Origin of the sequence: Pseudomonas sp. GZD-222 (genome assembly GCF_049310525.1) — a bacterium.
Classification (GTDB): Bacteria; Pseudomonadota; Gammaproteobacteria; order Pseudomonadales; family Pseudomonadaceae; genus Aquipseudomonas.
Genome location: NZ_JBMOWO010000054.1, coordinates 31,931 through 55,630 on the forward strand (window position 1 = coordinate 31,931; position 23,700 = coordinate 55,630).

Sequence of the window (23,700 nt, forward strand, 5' to 3'; positions counted from 1 at the left end):
CTTCAGTCAGCCAGCTCGGGGTCGCTTGTCAGCGCCTCGGCCGGTTTTTTCTCGTTGTTGAGGAGGATGTTGAGGACAATTGCGGTGATCGCCCCAAGGAAGATGCCGCTTTCGAGCACCAGCTTGAGTGCGCCATTGGCGTGTTCGAACAGCGCCGGAAAAGACATCGGCAACACCCCGACGCTGACCGAAACCGCAACGATGATGCCGTTGCGTGTGCCTTCGAACTGCACCCGGGAAAGCTCCTGGATACCCGCCACGGTGGTCATGCCGAACATGACGATGGCGCAACCACCGAGTACCGGCGTCGGCACAGCGGCAATCAAGGCACCGAGCTTGGGAAACAAGCCCATCAACACCATGATTGCGCCGGCTGCAGCCACCACGAAACGGCTCTTGATGTTGGAAAGGGCAATCAAGCCGGTGTTCTGGGTGAAGGCGTTGTAGGGGAAGCTGTTGAACAGCCCGCCGAGCATGGTCGACAGCCCGTCGGCGCGAAAGGCATTACCCAGGGTCTGCTGACTGGTCGGTTTACCGGTCAACTTGCCGATGGCCAGGCAATTGCCGGTGGTCTCGGCCATGATCACCAGCATCGCCAGGGTCATCACCAGGACCGGCATCAGCGAGAACTCGGGCACACCAAAGGCCATCGGCGGGCTCAGTTCGAACCAGGCCGCCTCCCCCACCCTGCTGAAGTTGGTCATGCCGAAGGCGGCGGCAATCAGGCTGCCGACGAACAGGCCGATGAGCACACTGAGGTTGCCGATAAAGCCGGAAAAGCGGGCATAGATCACCAAGGTGACTGCTACCGTGGCCAAGCCCAGCAGCAGATTGGCCGGCTTGCCGAAATCATCCGCCCCCGGATTACCACCGCCCAGCCAGATTGCCGCCGCAGGCATCAGGGAGATACCGATAATGGTGATCAGGCTGCCGATTACCACCGGCGGGAAAAACCGCAGCAAGCGGCTGAACACCGGCGCCAGGGCGATGGTGATCGCACCGGCGGCGATCACCGCACCAAAGATCTGGCTGAGGCCGAACTCCTTGCCGATCATGATCATCGGCGCCAGGGCAATGAACGAACAGCCCTGGATCATTGGCAAGCGCGCGCCGAACTTCCAGAAGCCCAGGGTCTGGATCAACGTGGCGACACCGGAGGTCAGCAAGTTGGCATTGATCAGCATGACGATCTGCGCCGAGGTCAAGCCCAGGGCGCTACCGAGAATCAAGGGGACCGCTACGGCGCCGGCATACATCACCAGTACGTGTTGCAGGCCGAAGGTGAACAACTGGCGCAATGGCAGGATTTCGTCCACCGGATGAACCCGTTTTATGCTCATGTCGCGTGTCTCCTGAAGGTGCAGCTTTTATTGTTGTTAAGGCTGGCCGGCACAGGAATGCTTGACCCGCGCTGATAGTTACCCGGCGCAGGCGATGGAACAAGTTAGTAGCTATCGTTTTGTTCGATGGATGAAACCTTGCGTAGAGGACGTTGGCAGGCGAGGATTGGCCCGCATCTTCACCCGCCCAAGGAGCCGTCACCTTGCGTTTCTCACTGGATCAACTGTCGATGTTCGTCGAGGCGGTGAAGACCGGCTCGTTTTCAGCCGCCGGGCGCAAGCTGGGTAAAACCCAATCGACCATCAGCGCCGCTATTGCCAACCTGGAAACCGATCTGGGTGTGGAGCTGTTCGACCGTTCCAGCCGCAATCCGGTGTTGACCGCCAGCGGCCAGAAAATGCTGGTGCAAGCCGAGGCGATACTGGAGCGCTGCCTGACCCTGGAGGCGCACGCCGACTGCCTGAGCGAGGTGATCGAACCGAGCCTGACCCTGGCCATCGAAACGCCTTACGGCCCACTGTTGCCGGTGCTCAAAGCGTTCGAGCAGACCTTTCCCTATGTCGACCTGCTGATTCGCCATCCGGTGCATGGCGACGTCAGTGAACTGGTGGCCAAAGGCGAGGCAGTACTGGGGGTGGCGTTTTCGCAACCGGGTTATGTACAGGAACTGGCATTCCAGCAGTTGGGCAAGCTGATCATGCTGCATGTGTGCCACCCGCAGCATCCTTTGGCGCACACCGCCAACCTCAGCTTCGATGACCTGCATGTGCATCGGCGCCTGGCCTTCAGTGCTCACGCCAGCAAGCTGCCCAGCAGCGAATACCTGCGCTCGACCCAGGTATGGCAGGCCGAGAGTTACCTGGCGTTGCTGGAAATGGTCCGTGCCGGCCTGGGCTGGGCCACGCTGCCGCGCCAGTTGATCCAGCGCGAACTGGCCAGCGGCGAACTGGTGGAGTTGCAGCTCTCGGCCTATCCGTATACCGACTGGCAGGTGGGTGTCGACCTGCTGTGGTCACGGCAACGGCGCTTGGGCAAGGCCGAACGCTGGCTCAAGGAGCGCCTGCAGGCCAACAAGGTGTTTGAGCTGGACCGCAAAGGGCAGACCACCACCTTGTGAAGATGAGGTCTGCCCTGCCCGCCAGTGACGCTGTGCTGATCAGTAAGTGCCACGCAGGGTCAGCATGAAGTTGCGCGGGTCGCCATAGTAGTTGCCATAGGTCGAGGTGCCGACGGTCTGGTAGTACTTCTTGTCGAACAGGTTGTTGCCATTGAGGGTGAGATCCCAGTGTTCGTCCAGTTTGTAGTCCACCAGTGCACTCCAGGTGGCGTAACCACCCTGGCTGAAGTCGAACGGCACATTGCTCTGGGTCACGCTGCCATCGGCGTTGAAACGCGTGGCGGTTCCTGACACGTAGGTAGCGCTCTGGACCTGCACACCGCCGCCGACCTTGAAGTCCTGCAACATGCCTGGCAAACGGTAGGTGGTGTAGAGCTTGAACAGGTGCTTGGGCATCACCGTGCTCAGCGGCGAGTCGGCACTGCGATTGCGGTTGAGGTTGAAGGTGTAGCCACCGATCAACGTCCAGTCTGGCAGCAGCTCGCCCGACGCTTCGATGTCCACGCCCTTGCTGACCACCTTGCCATTGCTCAGGTAGCAGCAGCTGCCGGCAAACAGGTTGCTGCTGTCGGTATAGCCTGGATCCCGGACCGCTTCGTTCTCGCGGGTGGTGTAGTACAAGGCGATGTTGGTGTTCAAGGCACCGTCGAACAATTCGCCTTTAAGGCCCGTTTCGTAAGTCTTGCCGATCATGGGCTCGAGCGGGCTGCCCGGCTGTGGCCCGGAGAGTTTGTTGGACTGTGGCTTGTAGATTTCCGAGTAGCTGGCGTAGGCCGACCACTCATCGTTCAGGTCATAGACGATGCCGCCAAAGGGCGTGACTTTGGTGCCGATACGTTGATCGACATCGGACACTGACGTCCACTGGGTACCGCTGCGAGTCTGGTAAGTCTGGTTGAAGTGATAACGCTGGGCCCGTGCACCGAGGATCAGGTGCAGCGGCTCGGCCAACTGCAGGCGCAAGCTGGAATAGAGGCCGTACTGGCGCTGAGCGTTGGGGTTGTAGTCGCGGCTGTAGTCGGTGTGGTTGGCCGGTTCGTCCCAAGGTGTAGCATCAGGGTCAAAGACGTCCACCGGGCCGCGAGCCCCCGGATGCGGCGCGGTACCCAGCCAGCGGCTGTCGATGCGTTGATAGTCAGCGCCGACTACCAGTTGGTGGTCCAGGCCAAAGGCCTGGAAGTTGCCGGCCAGGTTGACGTCGTACAGGTGCTGCTCGTTTTCCTGGCGGCTCTGGGTGCCATACCAGACCACCCCGGTATTGGTGTTGGGGTCCACTGCATTGAGGGTAGAGGCAGTCTTGAACCAGGACACGTCCCAGATGTTGGTGTACGACAGGTTGAGTTTCCAGTCGTCATTGAAGCGGTGGTCGTACTTGGCAAAATACTCGCGCGCCGTGGTGTCGGCGAACGCCCAGTTCTGGGTCAGGCCAGTGTGGCGCGGCAGGCCGAGATCGGCACCGTTGCTATAACGTGGCACCGAACTCTGCGTGCCGTTTTCATGGGATTTGTTGTAACGCACGCCGAAGGTGAACATGTCGTCGTCGCTCACGTCAGCTTCCATCACCCCGTACACCAGAAGTTTTTCCGTGCTGCGCTTGTCGACGAAGTACTGGCGGTCGGTGTTGGCCACCACCAGCCGCCCACGCAGTCGTCCGTCCCAACCCATAGGGCCGGTGATATCCAGCTCCTGTCGGTAGTTGTCCCAGCTGCCGGCACTGAGGGTCAGCTTCATCTGGTTGTAAGCCATCGGCCGCTTGCGCACCAGGTTGATGATGCCACCCGGGTCACCCGAGCCACCGAACAACGCGGCAGAGCCGCGCAGCACTTCAACGTGGTCGAACTCGGCCAGGTCGAAAATGTTCGAGGAGTAGAACGAACCCATCGCGGTGCCCAGCGCTTGAGGTGCAGCGCCATCGATCTGCAGGTTCTGGATGGAGAAACCGCGCGAGATGAAATCCTGGATACGGAAGGTGGTGCTCTGGGTGATCACCCCTGGGGTGACCTTCATCGCTTCGTTGATGTCGGTCAGTTGCTGGTCTTCGATCAGCTGGCGGGTGACCACCGACACCGACTGCGGCGTTTCACGCAGGCTGGTCGGCGATTTCGAGCCGACGCTGATCAGCCCCGGCGCGTAACTGCCGGTGTTCTCGGTGCTCTCGCCCATGCCTTGCCCGGCGACGGTGGTCACGCCCAGTTCGAGGGGTTGTCCGGCTTGCGCATCGGCCACCGGCAACAGCACGAAACCGTTGTCGCTCTGACTGACGCGATAGCCGCTGCCGTCGAGCAAGGTGGCAAAGCCGTCCTCCACCGTGTAGGTGCCAATCAGGCCATGGCTGCTGCGACCCGCCAATTCGTCCGCCTGGAATACCAGCGCAACGCCCGCCTGTTGAGCAAAGCGGTTGAGGGTGCTGCTGAGCGATCCTGGCGGGATATCGTAGTGCTGCTGGGACTGGGCCATGACCAGTTGCGGCATGGCCACGGCAACACCGGCACAGGCCAGGTGAATGCACAGCGCAATGGGACTCAGGGTCGGTGAGGCAGCAAATCGACGCATGGGAAAACGGCTCCTGTTTTAATCATGTTGGCCTCTTGCTTGACGGGCCACGCTGACAATGCGGAACCATTGGGAATGATTATTTTTCAGATGCTGTACGTTCAATGCGGGTCCACAGCGGTGTGTACTGCTGCAAACGAATCGGCAAGGCCTGGGCCAGCAGTTGCAATGCGCGCTCAGTGTCGTCCAGCGGCAGTACGGCGGAGACATTGAGGTCGGCCAATGCACTGGCATCAAATTGCAGATGGCCGCGGCGCTGACGCCCCAGCGCTTCAAGCACCTGTGGCAGCGGCACCTGATCGACCACCAGTTGATGACGCTGCCAGGCCTGTTCAAGGCTGGCCGGATCGATGTCGGGCAAGCGCCCTAGCGCATCGCGGCGCACCCAGGCACGCCCACCGCGTTGCACGTCCAGGGACTGGCTGCGGTCGGCGCTTTGCACCGCGACAGTGGACTGCAGCATGCTCAGTTCACTCTGCCCTTCCCCGTGGCTGACAACAAAACGCGTGCCCAGCGCCTTGAAGCTGCCGTCGCTGGTGACCACCACAAAAGGCCGCGACGGATCGTGAGCGACGTCCACCAACACCTGGCCGCGCCGTAGCTCGACACGCCGTTGAGCGGCATCGAACTGCAGGTCGATGGCACTGTTGCCGTACAGGGTGATGCGCGAACCGTCTTCCAGCGTACGCGTCTGCCATTGGCCAGGCGTGGTATGCAAGTCGGTGAACAGGTCGTCGGCACGGTAGCCGCTCAGGCTCAGGACCACGCCCAGGCTGGCCAGCAGCACGCCAATACCGAGCAGGTGCCGGGCCTTGATCCGCCGCTTGACCGGCACCTGTAACGCGGCCCTGACTGGAACTCGTTGCGAACGCAGGCTGTGCAATTGCGCAACCACGCTGCTGATACGCTCGAAGGTGGCCTGATGACGGCTGTCGAGGTTACACCAGCGCTCGAACGCCTGGCGCTCCTGCGCGCTCAACTCGCCTTCGCTCAGGCGCAGTACCCATTCGGCTGCCTGGGCTTCGATGCTGTCCTCAGTGCCCATCGACTTCACACATCCAGCGCCTGGTTGCAATGCATCAGCGCCTGCAGCAGGTACTTGCGCACCATGCGCTCGGAGACCTCGAGGCGTTGGGCGATCTGCACCTGGGTCTGTTCGTCCAGGTAGTAATCGACGAAGGCCTGACGCACTTTGTCATTGAGGCCTTCGAGGACAAAGGCGATCTGTTCCAGCGCTTCCAACGTCGCGAGGATCTGTTCCGGCGACTGGTGACCTTCGAGCACATCGACAGTCAACGCCAACTCACGCAGGTAAGCGTCCTCGATGTGCTGGCGGCGCGCCTTGTCGATGATCAGGCGTCGCGCCGTGGTGCTGAGGAACGCCCGTGGCTCGCGGATACCGACCAGCGAATCGCGCGAACCGAGAATCCGCAGGAAGGTGTCCTGCGCCGTATCGGCGGCGTTCTGCGGGCAGCGCAGCTTGCGCCGTAGCCAACCGAACAGCCAGCCGTGGTGCTCGCTGTACAGTTCATGAAGCGCACGCTGGAAAGTCGGCTCGACGGCGGACATGAACACACCCGGAACGTGTAAGTGAGAATTGTTCCGAATAGTATCGGCTCGCCCGTCTACTGCGCAACCTCTGGCGCTTACGCCCGCTGAAAGCCAGGCGTTCAAAGAAGGCAATTTGCTGGCCCCCTGCCGCTTCCTTCGTTGGCAAACTTGCTTTCCTTTCAACAGCTTAGGTTGACACTATGCGGGCTTATGGATTGACCCTTGCAACGTTTTTTCTTGCCACTTTTGCCCTTGGTGCACAGGCCAAAGCGCTGGGCAAGAATGATCGCTATGTGTGCAGCTGGGGATCGGATATCGCCGCTGGCGCACAACAATCCAAGCTGTCTGGCGTGACCTTGTACTCGGCACGCAAAAAACTTCAGGTGCGCAAATTCCCCAAACCATGGATGCGTATGACTGCCATGGGCATCACCGAGCAGACCTACAACAGCCAGTCGCGACTCAAGCCTGCGGCCATCAAGCAGACCTATTATGAGCAGTGTGTCCAGCATGCGGTCGCTCAGCGCTAGCGCATTGGCGCGTGTATGATCTTCGGCTTTTCTGACCTGGGCGCTTCAACGGATGGATAGCACATCGGCGTATCACGGCAGTTGCCTGTGCAACGCCATCACTTTTTGCATTGAAGGGCCGATCAAGGCCGTTACCCATTGCCATTGCAGTCAATGTCGCAAGGCACATGGCGCGGCGTTTGCCAGCTATGGCAGCGTGCCTGGCACGCAGTTGAAGGTTAGCGATACCCAAGGGGCGATACGGGTATTCGAGTCGTCGCCGGGGGTCAGTCGCAGCTTCTGCTCAACCTGTGGCGCCACGCTGTTCTGGCGCAAGGCGACGGGGGATTATGCCGATTGGGTAAGTGTCGCGCTGGGGACACTGGACACACCGTTCGTGCCTGGGCGGCAGAAGCATGTGCATGTGCAGTCCGGGCTGTGCTGGCTGGACTGGCCAGCGCCTACAGGTGTAGGAGCGGATTTATCCGCGATGGACGACAAAGTCGTCCCCACTCCCAGTGATAGGGGACGCTACGCGCCCCATCGCGGCGGTCCGGCGTCCCGGTGAATCCGCTCCTACAGTTTGCGGTGTTCCAAGATCCTCAAACCCCAAACAGCTCCCCCATGCGCTTGAGCTTCTTCTTGTACTGCTGGCGCGCCGCCAGGGCATCATCCAGCGACACTTCACGAAAGCGCGCTTTCTGGTTCGGTTGCATCTGCCCGACCAGGTCCAGGTCGGCGCTGATCACCGTGCCGATCATGGCGTAACCTCCTCCGGACACGGCGTCGCGGTGCAGGATGATCGGTTCGAGTCCCGCCGGAACCTGGATCGAGCCAATGGGATAGCAGCTGTCGACAATGTTCGACGGATCGGAGCCGGCACCGAAGGGTTGTTCGCGAGGCTGAAAGCTCAACGCGCTGCCACCCTTGAAGCGGTAGCCGATGCGATCGGCTTCAGAGCCAACGGTCCACGGCTCGGCAAAGAAACTCGCCGCTGCCGAGGGTTGCAAGCGCTCATAGTACAGCCCCGGTACCACCCGTAACTCGACCTCACCACCCAACGACTGACGCAAGGCCATGGGCAGACTGGCGCCCACTTTGCCCCTGCCGCTCGGGATGCCGACCGGCAGTTCATCCCCCGCCAGCAAGCGCCGTCCGTTGAAACCGCCCAGGCCACCCAGGGTGTAAGTCGAACGGCTGCCGAGCACCACCGGCACATCAATCCCGCCGGCCACCGCCAGGTACAAACGCGCACCGACCTTGGGGTAGCTCAGGCGCAACACCTGTCCGGCGCGGACCTGGAAGGCCGTGTCCGGTGGCACCTGTACGTCATCCAGCAGTGCCGCCATGTAAGCACCGCTGAACGCCACCAATGTGTCTTCAGTGAATTGCAGCTCCGGCCCGAGCAAGGTGCATTCCAACGCCGCCGCCCCTGGCTCGTTGCCCACCAGCAGGTTGGCTGCGGTAAGGGCGTACTGGTCGAGTGCACCAGAGGGCGGGATGCCCAGGTGATAGTAGCCTTCGCGGCCCAGGTCCTGGACGGAGGTGGCCAGGCCCGGTTTGAGTACCTTGATCATGCCAGCACCTCCTGCAAGGTCTTGGGATAGTTGACCGGGTCAGCGAGAAACGCATCCAGAGAGAAATCGACCGCACGGATACGCAGATCGAAGGTCCCGGCCTCCACTTCAGCCACCGCCTGGTCGTAGGCCTGGCGGTCGATCGGTTTAAACTGGACGATATCGCCCGGGCGGAAAAACACCATGTGTTCTTTCAAGTACTCAAGGCTCTGCTGCGGGTCATAGATGGGTGCCGGCGTCACGCCGAACATCTGGTAGCCGCCGGCGCCGCGCACCGAGTAAATGCACCCGAAGCAGCCGCCATGACCGAGGGTCAACTTCGGTGTATCGGTGCGTGGACGCAGGTATTTGGGTACCTGCAACTGACGCTCGCGCTCGACCATCTGAAACATGAACGGCAAGCCCGCGACAAAGCCGACCATCGACACGAACCAGGGCGCGCCACTGTGTGCGGCGATGAATGCCTCGACATCGGCCAGGCCGTTGATCCGCGCCGCGTACTCGAGGTCGGTGGCACTCGGGTCCTGGTGGCGGTCACGAAAACGCATCAGCGTTTCATGGGTCCAGGGATCGTTGTACAGCACCGGAATCTCGATGATCCGGGTGTGCAGAGTGCGCTCGGCCACGGCCTTGACCTCGACGGTCTTGACCACGTCGAGCAGGGTTTGCGGATCGATGCGCTCCGGGTCGAAACGCACCTGGAACGAGGCGTTGGCCAGACAGATATCGAGCACACCTTCGAGGTCGAGCTTTTCCAGGGCGCGGGTGATAGCCATGCCGACAAAGAAAGCTTCCAGCGACATGCTCTCGCTGACTTCGGCGAACAGGTGCTCGTCGGCACCAAAACTGTAGCGGATCGGACGGTTCATGACGCATCTCCACAGCGCTGCCGGGCCGGATCGGCCAGCCAGGTTTCCAGGGTGCCGGTATTGAACTGAGCGTTGATCAACCAGGGCTGCTCCAGCAGTTCGGCGTGCAGCGCCAGGGTCGTGGCCATGCCACTCAGGGTCGTTTCAGCCAGAGCCTTGCGTGCTCGCTGCAGCGCCTGTGCACGATCATTGCCATGCACGATGATTTTCGCCAGTAGCGAATCGTAGTACGCCGGCACCTTGTAGCCGCTGAACAGATGGCTGTCGACGCGCACGCCCTCGCCCTGCGGCCAGTTCAGGCTTTGCACCAGCCCTGGACTGGGGAAAAAATCCCGCGCCGAGTCCTCGGCGTTCACGCGCATCTCAATCGCCGCGCCACGCAGGACGATATCGCTCTGACGCAGGCCCAATGGCTCGCCCGAGGCAATGCGCAGCATGGCCTGGAGCAGGTCAATGCCGGTGATCATCTCACTGATCGGATGCTCGACCTGAATACGCGTGTTCATCTCGATGAAGAAGAACTCGCCACTGACATCGTCATACAGGTATTCCAGCGTACCCGCGCCGCGGTAGTTAAGGGCCTGAGCCAGTTGCACCGCACTGCTGCACAGGGCCTCACGTTGCACCGGGCTCAGCGCTGGCGAAGGCGCCTCTTCGAAGACCTTCTGCCGGCGCCGCTGCAACGAACACTCGCGCTCGAACAGGTGCACTGCGTGCTGGCCGTCACCCAGCACCTGCACTTCGATATGCCGGGCCTGGCGAATGAAACGCTCCAGATACACAGCGCCGTTGCCGAACGCAGCCTGGGCCTCACGTTGCGCCTTGGGGAACTCCAGCTCGAATTCGGCCAGGTCGTTGGCCAGGCGAATGCCACGTCCGCCGCCACCGGCACTGGCCTTGATCAGCAGCGGGAAGCCAACCTGTTCGGCTACCTGCAGCGCGCTTGCCAGGTCATGCAGTTCATCCGCCGAACCGGGTACCACCGGTACGCCTGCCTGCATCGCCGTACGCCGGGCGACCGCCTTGTCGCCCATCTGGCGAATGGTCTGCGCGCTGGGGCCGACGAAGATCGCCCCGGCCGCTTCCACCGCTTGGGCGAAGTCGGCGTTCTCCGACAAAAAGCCGTAGCCCGGGTGCACAGCATTGGCGCCGCTGGCCTTGAGCGCAGCCAGCACCGCCTCGGTGTTCAGGTAGCTGCGGTCGGCACGCGCCGGGCCCAGCACCTGGACTTCATCGGCCAGTTGCGCGGCCATCGAACCGACATCGGCCTCACTGCAGGCAGCGACAGTAGGAATACCCAGAGCCTTGGCGGCCCGAATGATGCGCACCGCGATCTCGCCACGGTTGGCCACCAGCAGTTTGCTGATTACCTGAGTCATGTGCGCCCCCTTACTCTGCGTCGATGGTGGCGATGACCTGGCCAGGTTCGACCGGATCGCCATCTTCCACCTGGAAGTCGGCGAGGATGCCACTGACCCCGGCGGTCAGTTCCGAGAACTGCTTCATCACTTCGATCAAGCCGATAACGGTATCGGGCCTGACGCTGGCACCCGGCTCGACGAAGCATGGCGATTCGGGGGTGGCTTTACGGTAGAAGGTCCCTGGCAGCGGGGTGACTACGGATTGCTCGGCCATGACTGTTCCTTTTGAAATAGTTGTAGAAAGGCAGGCGTAAATTTTCACTGGCGGGCACGCACCTGAACGCGCGGCCCGGCTATCAATCACTCAAGGGGTGCAGACCCGGATGCCGGCGGCATCCAGCGCCGCCCGGGTGGCCTGGACCAAAGCCAGGGCGCCCGGGGTGTCGCTGTGCAGGCAGATGGAATCGAATTCGATGGCCAGGTCTTGACCTTCCACCGTGGTCACCTTGCCTTGCTGGCAGGCCCGTACCACACGGGCGGCGACTTCCTGCGGGTCGAGGGCACGGACTTTGCGGGTGAAGACAATCGAACCGCTCAGGTCATAGTCACGGTCGGCGTAGAATTCGCGCACGGTCGGCTGGCCCAGTTCCTGGGCAGCGCGCCAGGTCGCCGAGTTGGGCATGCAATACAGCAACAAGGCCGGATCGAGGCGATGCAGGGTTGCAACGAAGAGCCGCGCCGCCTCTTCATCGCGGGCCAGGTGCATGTACAGCGCACCGTGGGGCTTGATGTGCTGCAGGTTCAGGCCCTGGATCCGGGCCAACTCACGCAGGGCACCAAGCTGGTAGAAGATGTCGTCGACCAGTTCCTGGGCCGGGGCATTGATGTGCCGACGACCGAAACCGACCAGGTCGCGAAAACCCGGATGGGCACCAACCGCAACGTTCAACTGCTTGGCCTGCTCCAGGGTGCGGCGCATGGTGCCGGGGTCGCCGGCATGAAAACCGGTGGCGATGTTGGCGGAGCTGATATAGGCCATCAGTTCGGTGTCCACCCCATCACCGATGGTCCAGGGGCCGAAGCTTTCGCCCATGTCCGAATTGAAATCGACTGCGTGCATCAAGGGCTGCTCCCGTTCATTCGCGTGATGGCTGAACAGTAGAATTCCGCTTGCCCCTTGGGAAGATCTATTATCAGATGGTAGGTATTCTGAAAAACAGATACCTCAAGGTGCAGCATGTCCCTCACATTGCGGCAGGTCCGCTACTTCGTCGCCACCGCCGAGATCGGCCAGATCTCGCAGGCGGCGCTTCACCTGAACATCTCGCAGTCGGCGGTGACCACGGCGATCAAAGAGCTCGAAGCCCTGCTCGGTGTCGCCTTGTTCCTGCGCTCGGCCCAGGGCATGAGCCTCACCGACGCCGGTCGGCATTTCCTCAACCGCGCCTATGTGATTCAGCGCAGCGTCGAGGACGCCCTCAACAGCCCCCTGCCCGACTACCGCGCCAGTGGCCAGTTGCACCTGGCCGCCAGTTATACAGTGATCGGCTATTTTCTCCCGCACCACCTGCAGCGCCTGGGGCATTGGCACCCGGACGTGACCATCGAGGTGCATGAACAGGAACGCCAGGCCATCGAACTGGGCCTGCTCGAACATCGCTACGACATGGCCGTGGTGCTCACCGCCAACCTCACCCACCCGGATATCGTCTCCGAGACCCTGTTCAACTCCGAACGCCGCCTGTGGTTGCCCGCCCATCATTCGTTGTGCCAGCGCACCGCCGTGAGCCTCGCCGATGTCGCTTGCGAGCCGTACATTCTGCTCACCGTCGATGAGGCCGAACAAAGCGCCATGCGCTACTGGGAACATGCTGGCCAGCAACCCTCGGTGCGGGTCCGCACCAGTTCGGTGGAGGCGGTACGCAGCATGGTCGCCAATGGCAGTGGCGTGGCCATTCTCTCCGACCTGGTGCACCGGCCCTGGTCGCTTGAAGGCAAGCGCATCGAAACCGTGAGTCTGAGCGACCCGGTAACGCCCATGAGTGTTGGCCTGGCCTGGCATCGCGAGCGCACCTTTACCCCGGCGATGCAGGCGTTTCGTGATTACTTTCACGAGGCGTTTCTGACCCCGCAGCAGTCGCTGGCGCGCAAATAGGCGCGACCCCGGACATTGGACAAGCGCACAAAGCCCACCATACTGACTTGTCACTGCAAGCGAACACGCAAGCAGCGTACCCAGGCTTATCTGCGAAATAAGGAGTTCACATGGCAGGATGGTTCGAGTTGAGTACCAGCAGCGACGGTCAGTACCGCTTTGTACTCAAGGCGGGGAATGGCGAGACGATTCTTACCAGCGAGTTGTACAAGGCCAAGGCCTCAGCCGAAAGCGGCATTGCCTCGGTCCAGGCCAACAGCGGTGCGGATGAACGCTACGAGAAGAAAGAGGCCAGCAATGGCAAATTTCATTTCAACCTCAAGGCCGCCAACCACCAGATCATTGGCACCAGCCAGATGTATGCCAGCACGCAGTCGCGTGATGCCGGCATTGCCTCGGTGAAAGCCAATGGCAGCACCAAGACCGTCAAGGACAACACCTGATCGCGAGGCACTCCTGGCGTGCGCCGGGCGCGGCAGTCTTTGACGCTACACTGAAGACAGCGCCCAGCCACCCTGCGTGATCGCGTTGCCCCGCAGTGCGCGCAATTGCGTGTTGATCCTCAAGACCAGGGCAATTGCCTTTTGCCCAAGGCCTGGCCTATAGTCGCGGTCGGCGTCATCCACGCCACCCGTCCGCGGAAAGGGCTGCGCCCAGGACAGTACTCCAGGAATTCTCACTACGACTCCCGGCCTGACAGCGGACAAGGCTCGCACAAGGAGTTCGTATGTCCGCACGACTGTCGTCGCCGTCTCATGATGGGCGCATCAACCTCGAACAACAGCGCAAGCGCGCCAAGGAATTGCTCCAGCGCCTGCGCTTGGGCAGCGCACCAGAGCAATTGGCGTTACTCAAATCTGCGCCCGCCGCACCACGCCTGGCCGATGCCCAATGGCTGATCGCCCGCGACCTGGGATTTGCCAGCTGGCCAAAGCTCAAGGCCCATATCGACGCCATCGACTTTGCCGCGCGCCACCCGCAGTTCATCGCCGACGATGAGGCGCGTACCGAGCATTGGCGCTGTGGTAATGACATCGGCCACAGCTTGCAGCTGGCGGGGTTCACCGGTGCCTTTCAGATGCTCACCGATCCGCTGTGCATGGGCCCGGTACGTGACCTGCCGAACGAGGCCTATCAAGCGATGCGCATCGACTACATCTGCCAGGCGTACGGCCTTGAACCGGCCGACGCGCAGCGCAGGATGGTGGATGAGTACCGACACTTGGCGACAATTGGCGATAGCACGCGGGCCGTGCTCTGGTGCGAAGCGGACGCCTACGATCAGCTGTTCCTGATTCGTTTTTTGTCAGGTCTTGAGCGGCTGCCGGAGCGTCTGGAAGTGATCCAGATCGACCATATGCCCGGTGTCGAGCTCTTTATCGGCATCGGCCAGCTGGCGCCGGATGTTCTGGCCTGGCTGTGGCCGCAACGCCAGGCCGTCAGCGAACCGATGTTGGCGCTTGCACGACAGGCCTGGGCGGCCTACTGCGCACCCTCGCCCGACGCCTGGGCGCACCTGGCGCACCGCCGGGACCTCGCCCTGCCCTTGCTCGCGCCTGCCCTGTTGCGGCAGTTGCAGGAGCTACCGGGTATCGACGATGGCTTGTCGCTGAGTGAGCGACTGTCGTTGCAGATTATCGCCGAGTTTGGCGAAGTCCTGTTCGGCCGGGCATTTGCCGAGCTGATGGCTAAACGTGAACCACTGCCCTACCTGGGTGACATGATGTTCCATGCGTTATTGCGTCCGCTGATCGATTCACCGACACCGTTGATTGCCGAAGCCCGGCCAGACCTGGAATGGCTCAAACGGCCGCTGACTCTGACCGCGCTGGGCGAGCGGGTATTGGCGGGCAAGGCTTACTGGCTGGATCAGCAGGCGCCCGAACGCTGGGTCGGCGGTGTGCGTTTGCTGGCCGGCGAAGGCCATTGGGCAGTGGACAGAAATCTGTGGCCTGTGTGGCGATAAGCTCCCACATAGACATCCCCCACTAAATCCAGGTCTCAAGCAGCATCCTGTTGCGGCACCAACGTGATCCAGTAGCGGCTGCGCGATTGCACCTTCACCGGCAGGCTGGCGGCCAGCAAGGAAAGAATCCTGTCGGTGTCGTTCAGCTGAAATGTGCCGGTGACTTTCAGCGACTCCAGTGCCGGCTCCCAACGCAGAATCCCCGGCCGATAGCGGGCGACTTCACGCAAGAACTGGCCCAAGGGCTGGTTCTCGACACTCAGCACACCGTCGCGCCAGTCGGGCATATGCGGATCGAAGCGCCCCATGGCGCCACTGCCATCGGCGTACAAGGTCAGTTGATCGCCATAGTGCAACGCCAGCGCCGAACCCTGCTCGGGCTGCACCTGCACCGTACCGTGCAGCACCGAGACCCGACAGCTGTCGGCATCGCGACGCAGGCAGATCTGCGCTTGCCCTGTGGTGACCCGGCCCAGGCCAAAATCCACCTCAATCGGCTGGGCGCGATTGACGCTGAGGGCGATCTCGCCCTCGATCAGGGTCAAATGATGCTGCGCCATATCCAGATCCACGGCAGTGCCAGTATTCAATTGCAGCATGCTGCCATCCGCCAGGCGCACACCGCGCCGCTCACCGACGGCGGTACGCAAATCTGCACGCCACACCGCCAGCGGCAGCTGCTGACTGAGTAACCAGCCGCTGGGCACCAGCACGGCCAAGGCCAGGCCACGCTTGAGCAAGGTGCGGCGACTGGTCTGCGGCCGGTCCAGACTGGCCATGGCCAAGGCCTGCGGCACTGCCTGGAAACGCTGGCGCAGGCCTTCGGCGCGTTGCCATACCTGTTCATGGCGCGGATCGGCCGCGCGCCAATGATCAAGGCGCTGCAGGTCTTCGGCACTGGCCCGTCCTGAGTCGAGCAAGGCCAGCCAGGCAGCTGCGGCACGCGCCAGTTGGCGCGCCTCGGGGTTGCTCGCGCGGTTCATAGTTCAGCCAGCAGGCAATGCTCGTAGGCTTGAGCCATGTAGCGTTTGACCGTGCGTTCGCTGACCTGCAGGCGCTCGGCAATCTGCGCATAACCCAAGCCTTCGAGTTGCGACCAGAGAAAGGCCCGACGCACCTGCGGCGCCAAGCCATCGAGCACTTCATCCAGGGCTTGCAGGGTTTCCAGCAGCAGCCAGCGCTGTTCCGGTGACGGCATGAGCACTTCGGGCAGGCTTGCCAGCGCCTCGAGATAGGCGTGCTCTAGGCTGCGACGCTTGTAGAAATTGACCAGCAGGCGCTTCCCGACGGTCAGCAGGTAGGCCCGCGGCTCATGGAGTTCGTCGAGCACCTGCGGGCTGGCAAGCACGCGCAGGAAAGTATCCTGACTGAGGTCGGCAGCATCCCAGCGATTACCCAGGCGCCGGTGCAACCAGCTTTCCAGCCAACTGCGGTGATCACGGTAAAGACCGTGCAGCGTCTGCTCGGAAAGGCCCAGCGCTTCGCTCATCTCAACGCACCTGCAAGGGAAATGAATCAAATGAGATTGATTCTAATTAATACCCTTGAACAAACCAAGTGCTGTCGTTGGCTCTGCTGACTTTTATCGCGAGATGCAGCAGCGGCGTTCCCTCACCGCTGCCGAGGGTGTTATCGCGTCGCCTGGAACCGCGGGCACTGGCCTTCGAGCTGATAACGCATTGTTACCAACTGGCCGGACGAGTCCTCGTAGGTCATCAGCATCGGCGCCGCTTCACAGCCGCGGGTCATGGGGGTCTGTTCGATGAGCCTGGCGACATCGATCGATGTGCCGTAGCGGTAGTCCTGAACAGCCGGGACGGTTTTGCCGGTTCTTGCCGCATAAGCCTGCACTGCCCGCTCATGGGCAACCAGACGCGCATCCTTCACTTCTGGTGCCGAGGCCAGCGCGCTCTGGCCGGCCAGCAGCAACAACGCTGCCACTACCAAACCTTGCTTGCGCTTCATTTCGCCTTACCTCACAGGTGATGGAACGAACTGCCGGGTCATACCGTTTCGAGCTTACGCCTGCTTGGGGTGAGCGGCTACAAGGCGATGTCCAGCGCCTTGCGCAGTTGTGCGCCACGGCTGTCGGAAGCGGCGCTGACCAACGCATAGTTGTAGTCGCCGTGAGACCAGTAGCGGGCCTGCAGTTGGCCGTCAGTGCGCTCACCACTGGGCATGCGCGCGAAATGCTCGCCCGGTGAGCGCAGGAACAGACTGACACGCTGGCCCTGGGCATCCTCGAACACCAGTAACGCGGCGGGGCCCTGCTCGTTGCTCAACAACCGCGCGCCCAGTGGAGTGAAGCCATAGGCCGACAAGTCCGGTACATTGCCGGCATGCTCAAAGTGCTGCCCCAACCAGGCCTGCAAACGCGCTGGATCACTGGCGCTCAGGTCCAGGGCGCTGGCATCGGCAAACAGCTTATGGGCCTGTACGGCATCCGCCATGGGCAGGTTATTGGCCATCAGGCTGGCTTCACGCACCTGCCATCCGCCCAGCCCGCCGATACCCAATGTCACCAGGAGCACCGCAGCGCTGGCCCAGCGACGATGCCGACGTCGACGTAGTTCACGGCGCACATGGGCTGGATCCAGCCGCGGATTAGCGGCCTGCCCGGCGAAACCTGACAACGCCGCGCGCAGTTGCCTTGCATCGCGGCGCCAGCCTTCGACCCGCATGGCCTGCTCGGGGTTGGCGGCCAGGTACAGCTCCACCGCCCGCCGACGCTCGGGGTCCAGGCATTCGTCGACATAGGCGTGTAGCTCGTCTTCTGACGGGATCAACTGACTCATTTCAACCTCCGCAACGCCGGGGACGCGTGAGTGCCCTCGGCCAATTCTCGCAGCGCAGCGCGTGCCCGCGACAAACGCGACATCACGGTGCCGATGGGCACCTCCAACGCCTGGGCGGCCTCCTTGTAACTCAGGCCCTCGACGCTGACCAGCAACAACAACGCCCGCTGTTCGGTCGGCAATTGGGCAAACGCCGCCAGGCCAGACTGGGCCAGGACAATGTCTTCGGTGGCGTTGCCCGCATCCTCGCCCCGCCCGAACCAGGCCAGCCAACGGGCATGACGGCGCTCACGACGCTTGCCGTCAATAAATTGCCGATAAAGGATCGAGAACAGCCAGGCACGCAGACTGTCATGCTCCCGTCGCTGGCTACCGCGGTTGAGGGCGCGCTCGACAGTGGCCTGGACCAGGTCGTCAGCACTGCTGGCTTCGCGAGTCAGCCACAGGGCGAAGCGGCGCAGGCGCTCGAGCATCTCGCGCAATTGGTCGTCGTCTAGTTCGTTCATTGCCAGGGTCTTGGCCTGTAAGCCATCAGTGTACGAGGCAGACGCTGCAGAGAAAAAATTATTCCATGACGTAGGAATAAAATCTTTGCCCAGACGTCGTACCGGCTCATTCACTGACCCGGATCGCCGCCATGAGCACTCCGTTACACGGTCGTCCCCGCGCCCTGCGCCTGGCTGCAATCGGTCTGGGCCTGAGCGCCCTGGCCGCAGGCTTTGCCTATGCCGCCGGCTGGATCGGCAGCGAACGCCTGACGCCAAAACGTATCATCGACACCTTCGAGGCCCAGGCCGGACACTACCCCGGCTACCGTAAGAATCACGCCAAGGGCCTGTGCGTGAGTGGTTACTTCCTCAGCAGCAATCAGGCCGAAGCACTGTCTCGGGCACGGGTGTTCAGTCAGCAACGGGTGCCGGTGATTGGTCGCTTCGCCATTGGCGGCAGCAATCCTTACAGTGCCGACACCAGCGTGCCGACGCGCAGCCTGGCGCTGCAGTTGACCAGCGACGATGGCCAGGTCTGGCGTACCGGCATGAACACCCCGCCCGTGCTCGCGGTGAGCACCCCTGAAGCCTTCTACCAACAAGTGCTGGCAATGACTCCGGACCCGGCCACCGGCAAACCGGACCCGGCACGGGTCCAGGCCTTCTTCGCCGCCCACCCGGAAAGCGCCGCGTTCCGCCAATGGGCCAAGGATTACAAAGCCCCGGACAGCTTTGCCAATTCCAGCTTCAACAGCATCAATGCCTTTGCCCTGATCGACCGCGGCGGCAACACCCGCTACGTGCGCTGGAGTCTGATACCGCAAACGCCGTTTGCCGCCTTGCAGGGGCAGATCGACGACCGCGATTACTTGCAGCATGACCTGCAACAGCGTCTGAGCCAGGGACCGTTGCGCTGGACCCTGCGCCTGACCCTGGCTGACGCCGGTGATCCGGTCGATGATCCGACCCAGCCCTGGCCGGCACAGCGCCCCACCGTCGATGCCGGCACCCTGGTGGTCGAACGCGTCGACGGGCCCGAGCAAGGTGCCTGCCGTGATCTCAATTTCGACCCGCTGATCCTGCCGAGCGGCATCGAGCCCTCCGCCGACCCCATCCTCGCTGCCCGTTCGGCCGCGTATGCCGAATCCTTCAACCGCCGCAGCCACGAAGCGGCCGAGTCGGGAGCACGACCATGAAACCTGCCCCTGTTGCTTTCCATCCCTTGGCACGCCTGCTGCACTGGCTGATGGCCGTGCTGATCCTGGCCATGCTGTTCGTTGGCGTGAGCATGATCACCGACCTGTCAGCGCGCCACACCTGGCTGCTGAGCGCACACAAAGCCATTGGCCTGGCCCTGTTGTTGTTGGTGCTGGTGCGCATCGTCTTGCGCCTGACCTTGCCCCATCCGCCGCTACCCACCGACATACCGGCGCCGCAACGCCTGGCCGCCGGCGCATCGCACCTGCTGTTGTATGCACTGATGCTGGCCATGCCGCTGATCGGCTGGGGCATGCTCTCGGCCGGTGGCTACCCGCTGCCCTTGCAGCTCCCCGCCCTGCTGCCCCATGACCTGACGCTGTATTCCGCACTGCGCCAGGCCCATGGGGTATTGGCTTACGTGCTGTTTGCGACGGTACTGGTACACCTTGGCGCGGCGCTGGTGCATGGTCTGGTGCGGCGCGATGGGGTGTTGCGCAGCATGTGGCCCGGACGCCGTTAGTTGGGGCTCCTAAGCAGTCGAGCGACAGGGAGCGGGTAATACGGCAACGTCAATACCTCGCTCCTGTAGCCGCTTACGCATCCAGTGCAATCGTTCGATAGTCTCCTCTCGCCATTTCTCGCCAATGACAAGACGCCAGCAGCTACTGAGTACATCGGGGTGGGCCGCAAAGAATCGGCGTAGATCACTGTTCCTGTCGAGCTGCAAACTCAGATAGTCCAAGGCATTTTTGGCCAGAACGTACTGCTGTTCCCGATCCTCCATGCCCTCGAGCAACTTCAACAGCCTTTGCTTGTGGGGTTTTGAATACAGCGCCGAACTTTCGCCGCGCAACAGTTCCAGGCGCGGTGACAAGGCGTCTTCGAGGCTGCACAGATGGATCGCATTGGTAGCGGTGAACAAACCAACAGCATCTTCAACCGCTGCGCTGGCCGTGACTGCATACACACTTTGTACGATCGGCAGCATGCTCGAGGGCCCCTGCCCCTTTATCTCGTAGGCTTTACAGCGGTAGAAGAGCGCGACCTGATCCTGGCAACGCTCTGCCACCGCATGCATCATCCAACCTTCGATACAGCGTAGCCAGAGTTCATCAAACGGACAGTCCGGCCTTGCGAAGCGCGCAAATAGATCGAGCATTCGAATACCAAAACTGACTTGGGCAGCCGCCTTGTGCAGATGGCCTGCGTCGCCCGCGTGCAACAGCCCCCAGAGAAAGCGGGCAGCTTGCTCTGCCTGGTTCAACCTGTGGTTATGTTGTGCGATGAACTTTTGCTCGGACATTCGCTGAATACACAGTTCATAGTGATCCAGTGACAGATCCAGCAACTTCAGCGCGACCTGAGACTCGCTCGTGGACGCCGTTTCGCAAGCGTATTCCAACGCCACAACCAATAGCCGATTGTCCTGGGACTGATCCCAACTCTCGACCAGCTCGAGAAACTCTTTCTGGGTAAAACAAGGGTCCCGCGTGCTGAGCAACATCTCTGAACGGATCTGCTCAGGGGTATCAAAGGTACGCAGCCCCTGCAGTTTGACAATCAGACGGCTGTATCGAGTAAACCCCTCGCTACCCTGTTTGAAACCTGATGCGGCGATTGCCCGCAAAAGCAGTTCCGTCGCCTGACTTTTATGTTCTTGACTGAACGCCAGTGCCAAAGTTGGCACTCCTTTACCCAGCAACTTTTCTTCGACAATCTCGGCACATTCCGGAACCTCACGCCGTAGCAAGGTCTGGAGGATGATCGCTTCCCACTTCAACTCGTCCTGGCCATGGCGCAACGCGACGTCTTTAAGACTGCCCAATTCCCGTGCGATGGTGCGTATCAGGCGGGGATTGTCTGGAAACCATTCGGCTGCGTTGGCTCTGGGTTGCTCTGGAATGAAGGCGCAGTACTGCGCCAGGGTGTTGGCCGCAAACTGGGCTGACACGTTACGGGGCAGCGCCTTGAGTTCGAAGTCGAAATCTATGATTTTGTCGAGAAACGCTTGGCGAGAAGAGGAAAACGCCCGGGAGTAGGCCTTCAGTGACCGGGTGATGATGGTCTTGTCGAATGCCAGGACGAAAGCGAAGCCGGGTATGTCGAGGTATTCACGCAGTGCCATCAGCGTTTTTGGCAAAATCACCGGGTCTGCTCGATCGAGATCATCGATAAAGACAATGACTTGGTGCGCCTTGAGCAAGGCTCGCAATTGCTTGAGGTCATTGGCATCAAGCTGCAGCCTTTGCTGAACGACATCGGCAACCGATCCGGTCAGCGTAGCCCCCATGGTGACCATCGACCCCAGATCATTATCTATTTTGCCGGCTGCCTGTCCGGTCATCTGAGACAGGTTTGCCACCCCGGACGAGGTCTTTGCAACCCAGTGCCTCCATTTCAGGTACCAGGGTTGTGCAATCTTCAAGGACTTCACCTTCACCCTCATCGCCTGGCTCAACGAGGTCACGAAGCTGTCCGCATCCACAGCTCGCCAGGCGGAGACATGGACGACCACATCATCGCGGGCTTGGGCGATGTCACTGAGGAAGTTGAGCACGGTGGTCTTGCCAGCCCCCCATTCCCCATACAAGCCGATACGCGTGGAATACCCCGCAGGCGTAGCCTTTATCGTGCGATACATCGACTTGGCGAGCGACAAACGATCCAGGCCATCCTCTTCATGGCTGGACCTGGCCGCATCATGACCTGCCTGAGTGTTGGCCAACTCCGCATCTACGACTCTGGGTTCGTCTGCCCTCGCGCCCCGGAAAACCCGCATGCTGAATGTCATCCTTTCCTGTCAGGTTAAAACCAAAACGCCAGCATACCCAACCGCCATTCGATGTGAGGCAAAAATACGTAATTGCGCATTATTTACCCCCCATCACGTTCAGCTCGCTCGCCCCTTGCGGCACAATGACTAACTTGTAACCACTGCCTTGGAAAGCCATGAACAGCGCGCAGGACTCTGCCCAATCCGCTCCCCTCGCCGCCACCGGGAGCGGTTTCGATTTGCGCCCGCTGCTGATCGCAAACATGGCCTGTACCATGGCGATGATGGCATTCGTTTCCTTGATCGGTCCGATTGCCCGCACCCTTGGTCTGGCCACCTGGCAGGCCGGGGCAGCGGTGACCGTTGCCGGGGTGATCTGGATGTTACTGGCCCGGCCCTGGGGCCAGCTCAGCGATCGCCTCGGGCGGCGTCGAGTGCTGTTGCTCGGTACCGCCGGTTTTGCCGTGGCTTACTGGGCTTTGTGCCTGTTCATCGATACCGCCTTACACCTGCTGCCCAGCGCCACCCTGGCGTTCATCGGCTTGATGATTGGGCGCGGTTTGATCGGCGCCTTTTACGCGGCCCTGCCCGTGGGTGGCGCTGCGCTGATCGCCGACAATGTCGCGCCACAACACCGCGCGCGGACCCTTGCATCGCTTGGCGCGGCCAACGCTATCGGCCTGGTGCTCGGTCCGGCTCTGGCCGCGCTGCTGGCACGCCACAGCTTGAGCCTGCCCTTCTATGTAATGGCATTCCTGCCGATGCTGGCTTTTGTGGTGCTGTTGCGCAAACTCAAACGCCAGGAATTGCACCTCAAGCAGCCACCGCGTCCGGTGCGCCTGACTGATCCGCGCTTGCGTCGGCCGCTGCTGGTGGCTTTCGTGGCCATGCTCAGCGTTTCGGTGGCGCAGATTACCGTAGGCTTCTTCGCCCTGGATCGCTTGGGGATGAGTCCGGCCGACGCGGCACAGACTGCGGGCATTGCCCTTACCATGGTGGGTGTGGCGCTGATCCTGGCACAGTTGATTGTGCGCAAGGTGCAGTGGCCACCACTGCGCATGATCCGTGTTGGCGCCACCCTGTCAGCCCTGGGCTTTGCCGCTGCCGCGTTTGCCCCCAGCGCAGAAATGCTATGGGCCAGCTTCTTTGTCTCGGCCTGCGGCATGGGTTGGGTGTTCCCGGCTTTTTCGGCATTGGCCGCTAACGCCATGGACGCCTCGGAACAAGGCGCTACAGCCGGGTCGATGGGCGCGGCACAAGGCCTGGGGGTGGTAATCGGTCCATTGGCAGGGACCTTGATCTACGCCGCCGATCCGCGCCTGCCGTACCTGATTGTCGCCGCCCTGCTGCTACTGGTCGGCCTGTGGCCACATCCTCGTCAGCCGTCCGTACAGGCAGGCCGCTAAAGCATCAAGGAATGTGCTTTAATGCTCCGCCAAAAAATT

The 23,700-nt window shown here is 61.6% G+C and carries 24 protein-coding genes; 9 read left to right on the forward strand and 15 right to left on the reverse strand.

Annotated features, from left to right (window positions below; all coding sequences use genetic code 11):
• Nucleotides 1-2 precede the first annotated feature (2 nt).
• Nucleotides 3-1,340: a nucleobase:cation symporter-2 family protein gene (locus ACO6VD_RS10135; protein ID WP_422418733.1), complete on the reverse strand. Its 1,338-nt coding sequence runs from the start codon at nucleotides 1,338-1,340 to the stop codon at nucleotides 3-5.
• Nucleotides 1,341-1,543: 203 nt separating this feature from the next.
• Here ACO6VD_RS10135 and ACO6VD_RS10140 point away from each other — a divergent pair, with 203 nt between their 5' ends.
• Nucleotides 1,544-2,458 (forward strand): LysR family transcriptional regulator, encoded by a 915-nt coding sequence (locus ACO6VD_RS10140; RefSeq protein ID WP_400171560.1) that lies wholly within the window; start codon nucleotides 1,544-1,546, stop codon nucleotides 2,456-2,458.
• A 39-nt stretch (nucleotides 2,459-2,497) separates the two neighbouring features.
• Here ACO6VD_RS10140 and ACO6VD_RS10145 read toward each other — a convergent pair whose 3' ends face one another.
• The 3 genes from ACO6VD_RS10145 to ACO6VD_RS10155 form a co-directional block, all read right to left on the reverse strand.
• Nucleotides 2,498-4,915: a TonB-dependent siderophore receptor gene (locus ACO6VD_RS10145; protein WP_422418832.1), complete on the reverse strand. Its 2,418-nt coding sequence runs from the start codon at nucleotides 4,913-4,915 to the stop codon at nucleotides 2,498-2,500.
• A gap of 175 nt (nucleotides 4,916-5,090) precedes the next feature.
• Entirely contained in the window at nucleotides 5,091-6,056 is a 966-nt protein-coding gene (locus tag ACO6VD_RS10150; protein ID WP_422418735.1) for a FecR family protein, read from the reverse strand.
• A 5-nt stretch (nucleotides 6,057-6,061) separates the two neighbouring features.
• Nucleotides 6,062-6,580: a sigma-70 family RNA polymerase sigma factor gene (locus tag ACO6VD_RS10155; RefSeq protein ID WP_400171557.1), complete on the reverse strand. Its 519-nt coding sequence runs from the start codon at nucleotides 6,578-6,580 to the stop codon at nucleotides 6,062-6,064.
• A 182-nt stretch (nucleotides 6,581-6,762) separates the two neighbouring features.
• Here ACO6VD_RS10155 and ACO6VD_RS10160 point away from each other — a divergent pair, with 182 nt between their 5' ends.
• The gene (locus ACO6VD_RS10160) at nucleotides 6,763-7,092 is read left to right on the forward strand and encodes a hypothetical protein (RefSeq protein WP_038611755.1); all 330 of its coding nucleotides are present in this window, start codon (nucleotides 6,763-6,765) and stop codon (nucleotides 7,090-7,092) included.
• A gap of 52 nt (nucleotides 7,093-7,144) precedes the next feature.
• Nucleotides 7,145-7,639, forward strand: a complete 495-nt coding sequence (locus tag ACO6VD_RS10165) for a GFA family protein (RefSeq protein WP_422418737.1) — start codon at nucleotides 7,145-7,147, stop codon at nucleotides 7,637-7,639.
• A gap of 34 nt (nucleotides 7,640-7,673) precedes the next feature.
• Here the strand turns inward: ACO6VD_RS10165 and ACO6VD_RS10170 are convergent, their stop codons facing one another.
• The 5 genes from ACO6VD_RS10170 to ACO6VD_RS10190 form a co-directional block, all read right to left on the reverse strand.
• Nucleotides 7,674-8,648: a biotin-dependent carboxyltransferase family protein gene (locus ACO6VD_RS10170; protein WP_422418739.1), complete on the reverse strand. Its 975-nt coding sequence runs from the start codon at nucleotides 8,646-8,648 to the stop codon at nucleotides 7,674-7,676.
• On the reverse strand, nucleotides 8,645-9,517 hold the full coding sequence (locus tag ACO6VD_RS10175) for a 5-oxoprolinase subunit B family protein (RefSeq protein ID WP_422418741.1): 873 nt from the start codon (nucleotides 9,515-9,517) through the stop codon (nucleotides 8,645-8,647). Before ACO6VD_RS10175 ends, ACO6VD_RS10170 begins: the two co-directional genes overlap by 4 nt.
• Nucleotides 9,514-10,896 carry an acetyl-CoA carboxylase biotin carboxylase subunit gene (locus ACO6VD_RS10180; RefSeq protein WP_422418743.1) on the reverse strand — a complete coding sequence of 461 codons (1,383 nt, stop codon included), beginning with the start codon at nucleotides 10,894-10,896 and terminating at the stop codon, nucleotides 9,514-9,516. The genes ACO6VD_RS10175 and ACO6VD_RS10180 overlap by 4 nt, the downstream gene beginning before the upstream one ends.
• A gap of 10 nt (nucleotides 10,897-10,906) precedes the next feature.
• Nucleotides 10,907-11,152 carry an acetyl-CoA carboxylase gene (locus tag ACO6VD_RS10185; RefSeq protein ID WP_422418745.1) on the reverse strand — a complete coding sequence of 82 codons (246 nt, stop codon included), beginning with the start codon at nucleotides 11,150-11,152 and terminating at the stop codon, nucleotides 10,907-10,909.
• 90 nt (nucleotides 11,153-11,242) lie between these two features.
• A complete protein-coding gene (locus ACO6VD_RS10190) occupies nucleotides 11,243-11,998 on the reverse strand; it encodes a 5-oxoprolinase subunit PxpA (RefSeq protein ID WP_422418746.1) in 756 nt (251 codons plus the stop codon).
• Nucleotides 11,999-12,115: 117 nt separating this feature from the next.
• Here ACO6VD_RS10190 and ACO6VD_RS10195 point away from each other — a divergent pair, with 117 nt between their 5' ends.
• The 3 genes from ACO6VD_RS10195 (at nucleotide 12,116) to ACO6VD_RS10205 (ending at nucleotide 14,999) form a co-directional block, all read left to right on the forward strand.
• On the forward strand, nucleotides 12,116-13,033 hold the full coding sequence (locus ACO6VD_RS10195; protein WP_422418748.1) for a LysR family transcriptional regulator: 918 nt from the start codon (nucleotides 12,116-12,118) through the stop codon (nucleotides 13,031-13,033).
• A gap of 110 nt (nucleotides 13,034-13,143) precedes the next feature.
• Entirely contained in the window at nucleotides 13,144-13,476 is a 333-nt protein-coding gene (locus tag ACO6VD_RS10200) for a YegP family protein (protein ID WP_422418750.1), read from the forward strand.
• A gap of 284 nt (nucleotides 13,477-13,760) precedes the next feature.
• Nucleotides 13,761-14,999: a DUF1835 domain-containing protein gene (locus tag ACO6VD_RS10205; RefSeq protein ID WP_422418752.1), complete on the forward strand. Its 1,239-nt coding sequence runs from the start codon at nucleotides 13,761-13,763 to the stop codon at nucleotides 14,997-14,999.
• 35 nt (nucleotides 15,000-15,034) lie between these two features.
• On the opposite strand, the gene ACO6VD_RS10210 is transcribed toward ACO6VD_RS10205, so the two are convergent.
• From ACO6VD_RS10210 to ACO6VD_RS10230, 5 genes are all read right to left on the reverse strand, one after another.
• Nucleotides 15,035-15,982: a FecR domain-containing protein gene (locus ACO6VD_RS10210; RefSeq protein WP_422418754.1), complete on the reverse strand. Its 948-nt coding sequence runs from the start codon at nucleotides 15,980-15,982 to the stop codon at nucleotides 15,035-15,037.
• On the reverse strand, nucleotides 15,979-16,488 hold the full coding sequence (locus ACO6VD_RS10215; RefSeq protein WP_422418756.1) for a sigma-70 family RNA polymerase sigma factor: 510 nt from the start codon (nucleotides 16,486-16,488) through the stop codon (nucleotides 15,979-15,981). The genes ACO6VD_RS10210 and ACO6VD_RS10215 overlap by 4 nt, the downstream gene beginning before the upstream one ends.
• A gap of 140 nt (nucleotides 16,489-16,628) precedes the next feature.
• Nucleotides 16,629-16,964, reverse strand: a complete 336-nt coding sequence (locus ACO6VD_RS10220) for a DUF2790 domain-containing protein (RefSeq protein ID WP_422418757.1) — start codon at nucleotides 16,962-16,964, stop codon at nucleotides 16,629-16,631.
• A 77-nt stretch (nucleotides 16,965-17,041) separates the two neighbouring features.
• The gene (locus ACO6VD_RS10225; RefSeq protein WP_422418758.1) at nucleotides 17,042-17,794 is read right to left on the reverse strand and encodes an anti-sigma factor family protein; all 753 of its coding nucleotides are present in this window, start codon (nucleotides 17,792-17,794) and stop codon (nucleotides 17,042-17,044) included.
• On the reverse strand, nucleotides 17,791-18,300 hold the full coding sequence (locus ACO6VD_RS10230; protein WP_422418760.1) for a sigma-70 family RNA polymerase sigma factor: 510 nt from the start codon (nucleotides 18,298-18,300) through the stop codon (nucleotides 17,791-17,793). Before ACO6VD_RS10230 ends, ACO6VD_RS10225 begins: the two co-directional genes overlap by 4 nt.
• A gap of 131 nt (nucleotides 18,301-18,431) precedes the next feature.
• On the opposite strand from ACO6VD_RS10230, the gene ACO6VD_RS10235 reads away from it, so the two are divergent.
• Both ACO6VD_RS10235 and ACO6VD_RS10240 read left to right on the forward strand, forming a co-directional pair.
• Nucleotides 18,432-19,478: a catalase family peroxidase gene (locus tag ACO6VD_RS10235; protein WP_422418761.1), complete on the forward strand. Its 1,047-nt coding sequence runs from the start codon at nucleotides 18,432-18,434 to the stop codon at nucleotides 19,476-19,478.
• Nucleotides 19,475-20,002 (forward strand): cytochrome b, encoded by a 528-nt coding sequence (locus ACO6VD_RS10240; RefSeq protein ID WP_422418763.1) that lies wholly within the window; start codon nucleotides 19,475-19,477, stop codon nucleotides 20,000-20,002. Before ACO6VD_RS10235 ends, ACO6VD_RS10240 begins: the two co-directional genes overlap by 4 nt.
• A 9-nt stretch (nucleotides 20,003-20,011) precedes the next feature.
• On the opposite strand, the gene ACO6VD_RS10245 is transcribed toward ACO6VD_RS10240, so the two are convergent.
• Nucleotides 20,012-22,207 (reverse strand): KAP family P-loop NTPase fold protein, encoded by a 2,196-nt coding sequence (locus ACO6VD_RS10245; protein WP_422418765.1) that lies wholly within the window; start codon nucleotides 22,205-22,207, stop codon nucleotides 20,012-20,014.
• Nucleotides 22,208-22,431: 224 nt separating this feature from the next.
• On the opposite strand from ACO6VD_RS10245, the gene ACO6VD_RS10250 reads away from it, so the two are divergent.
• Nucleotides 22,432-23,661 (forward strand): MFS transporter, encoded by a 1,230-nt coding sequence (locus tag ACO6VD_RS10250; RefSeq protein WP_422418767.1) that lies wholly within the window; start codon nucleotides 22,432-22,434, stop codon nucleotides 23,659-23,661.
• Nucleotides 23,662-23,700: the final 39 nt, after the last annotated feature.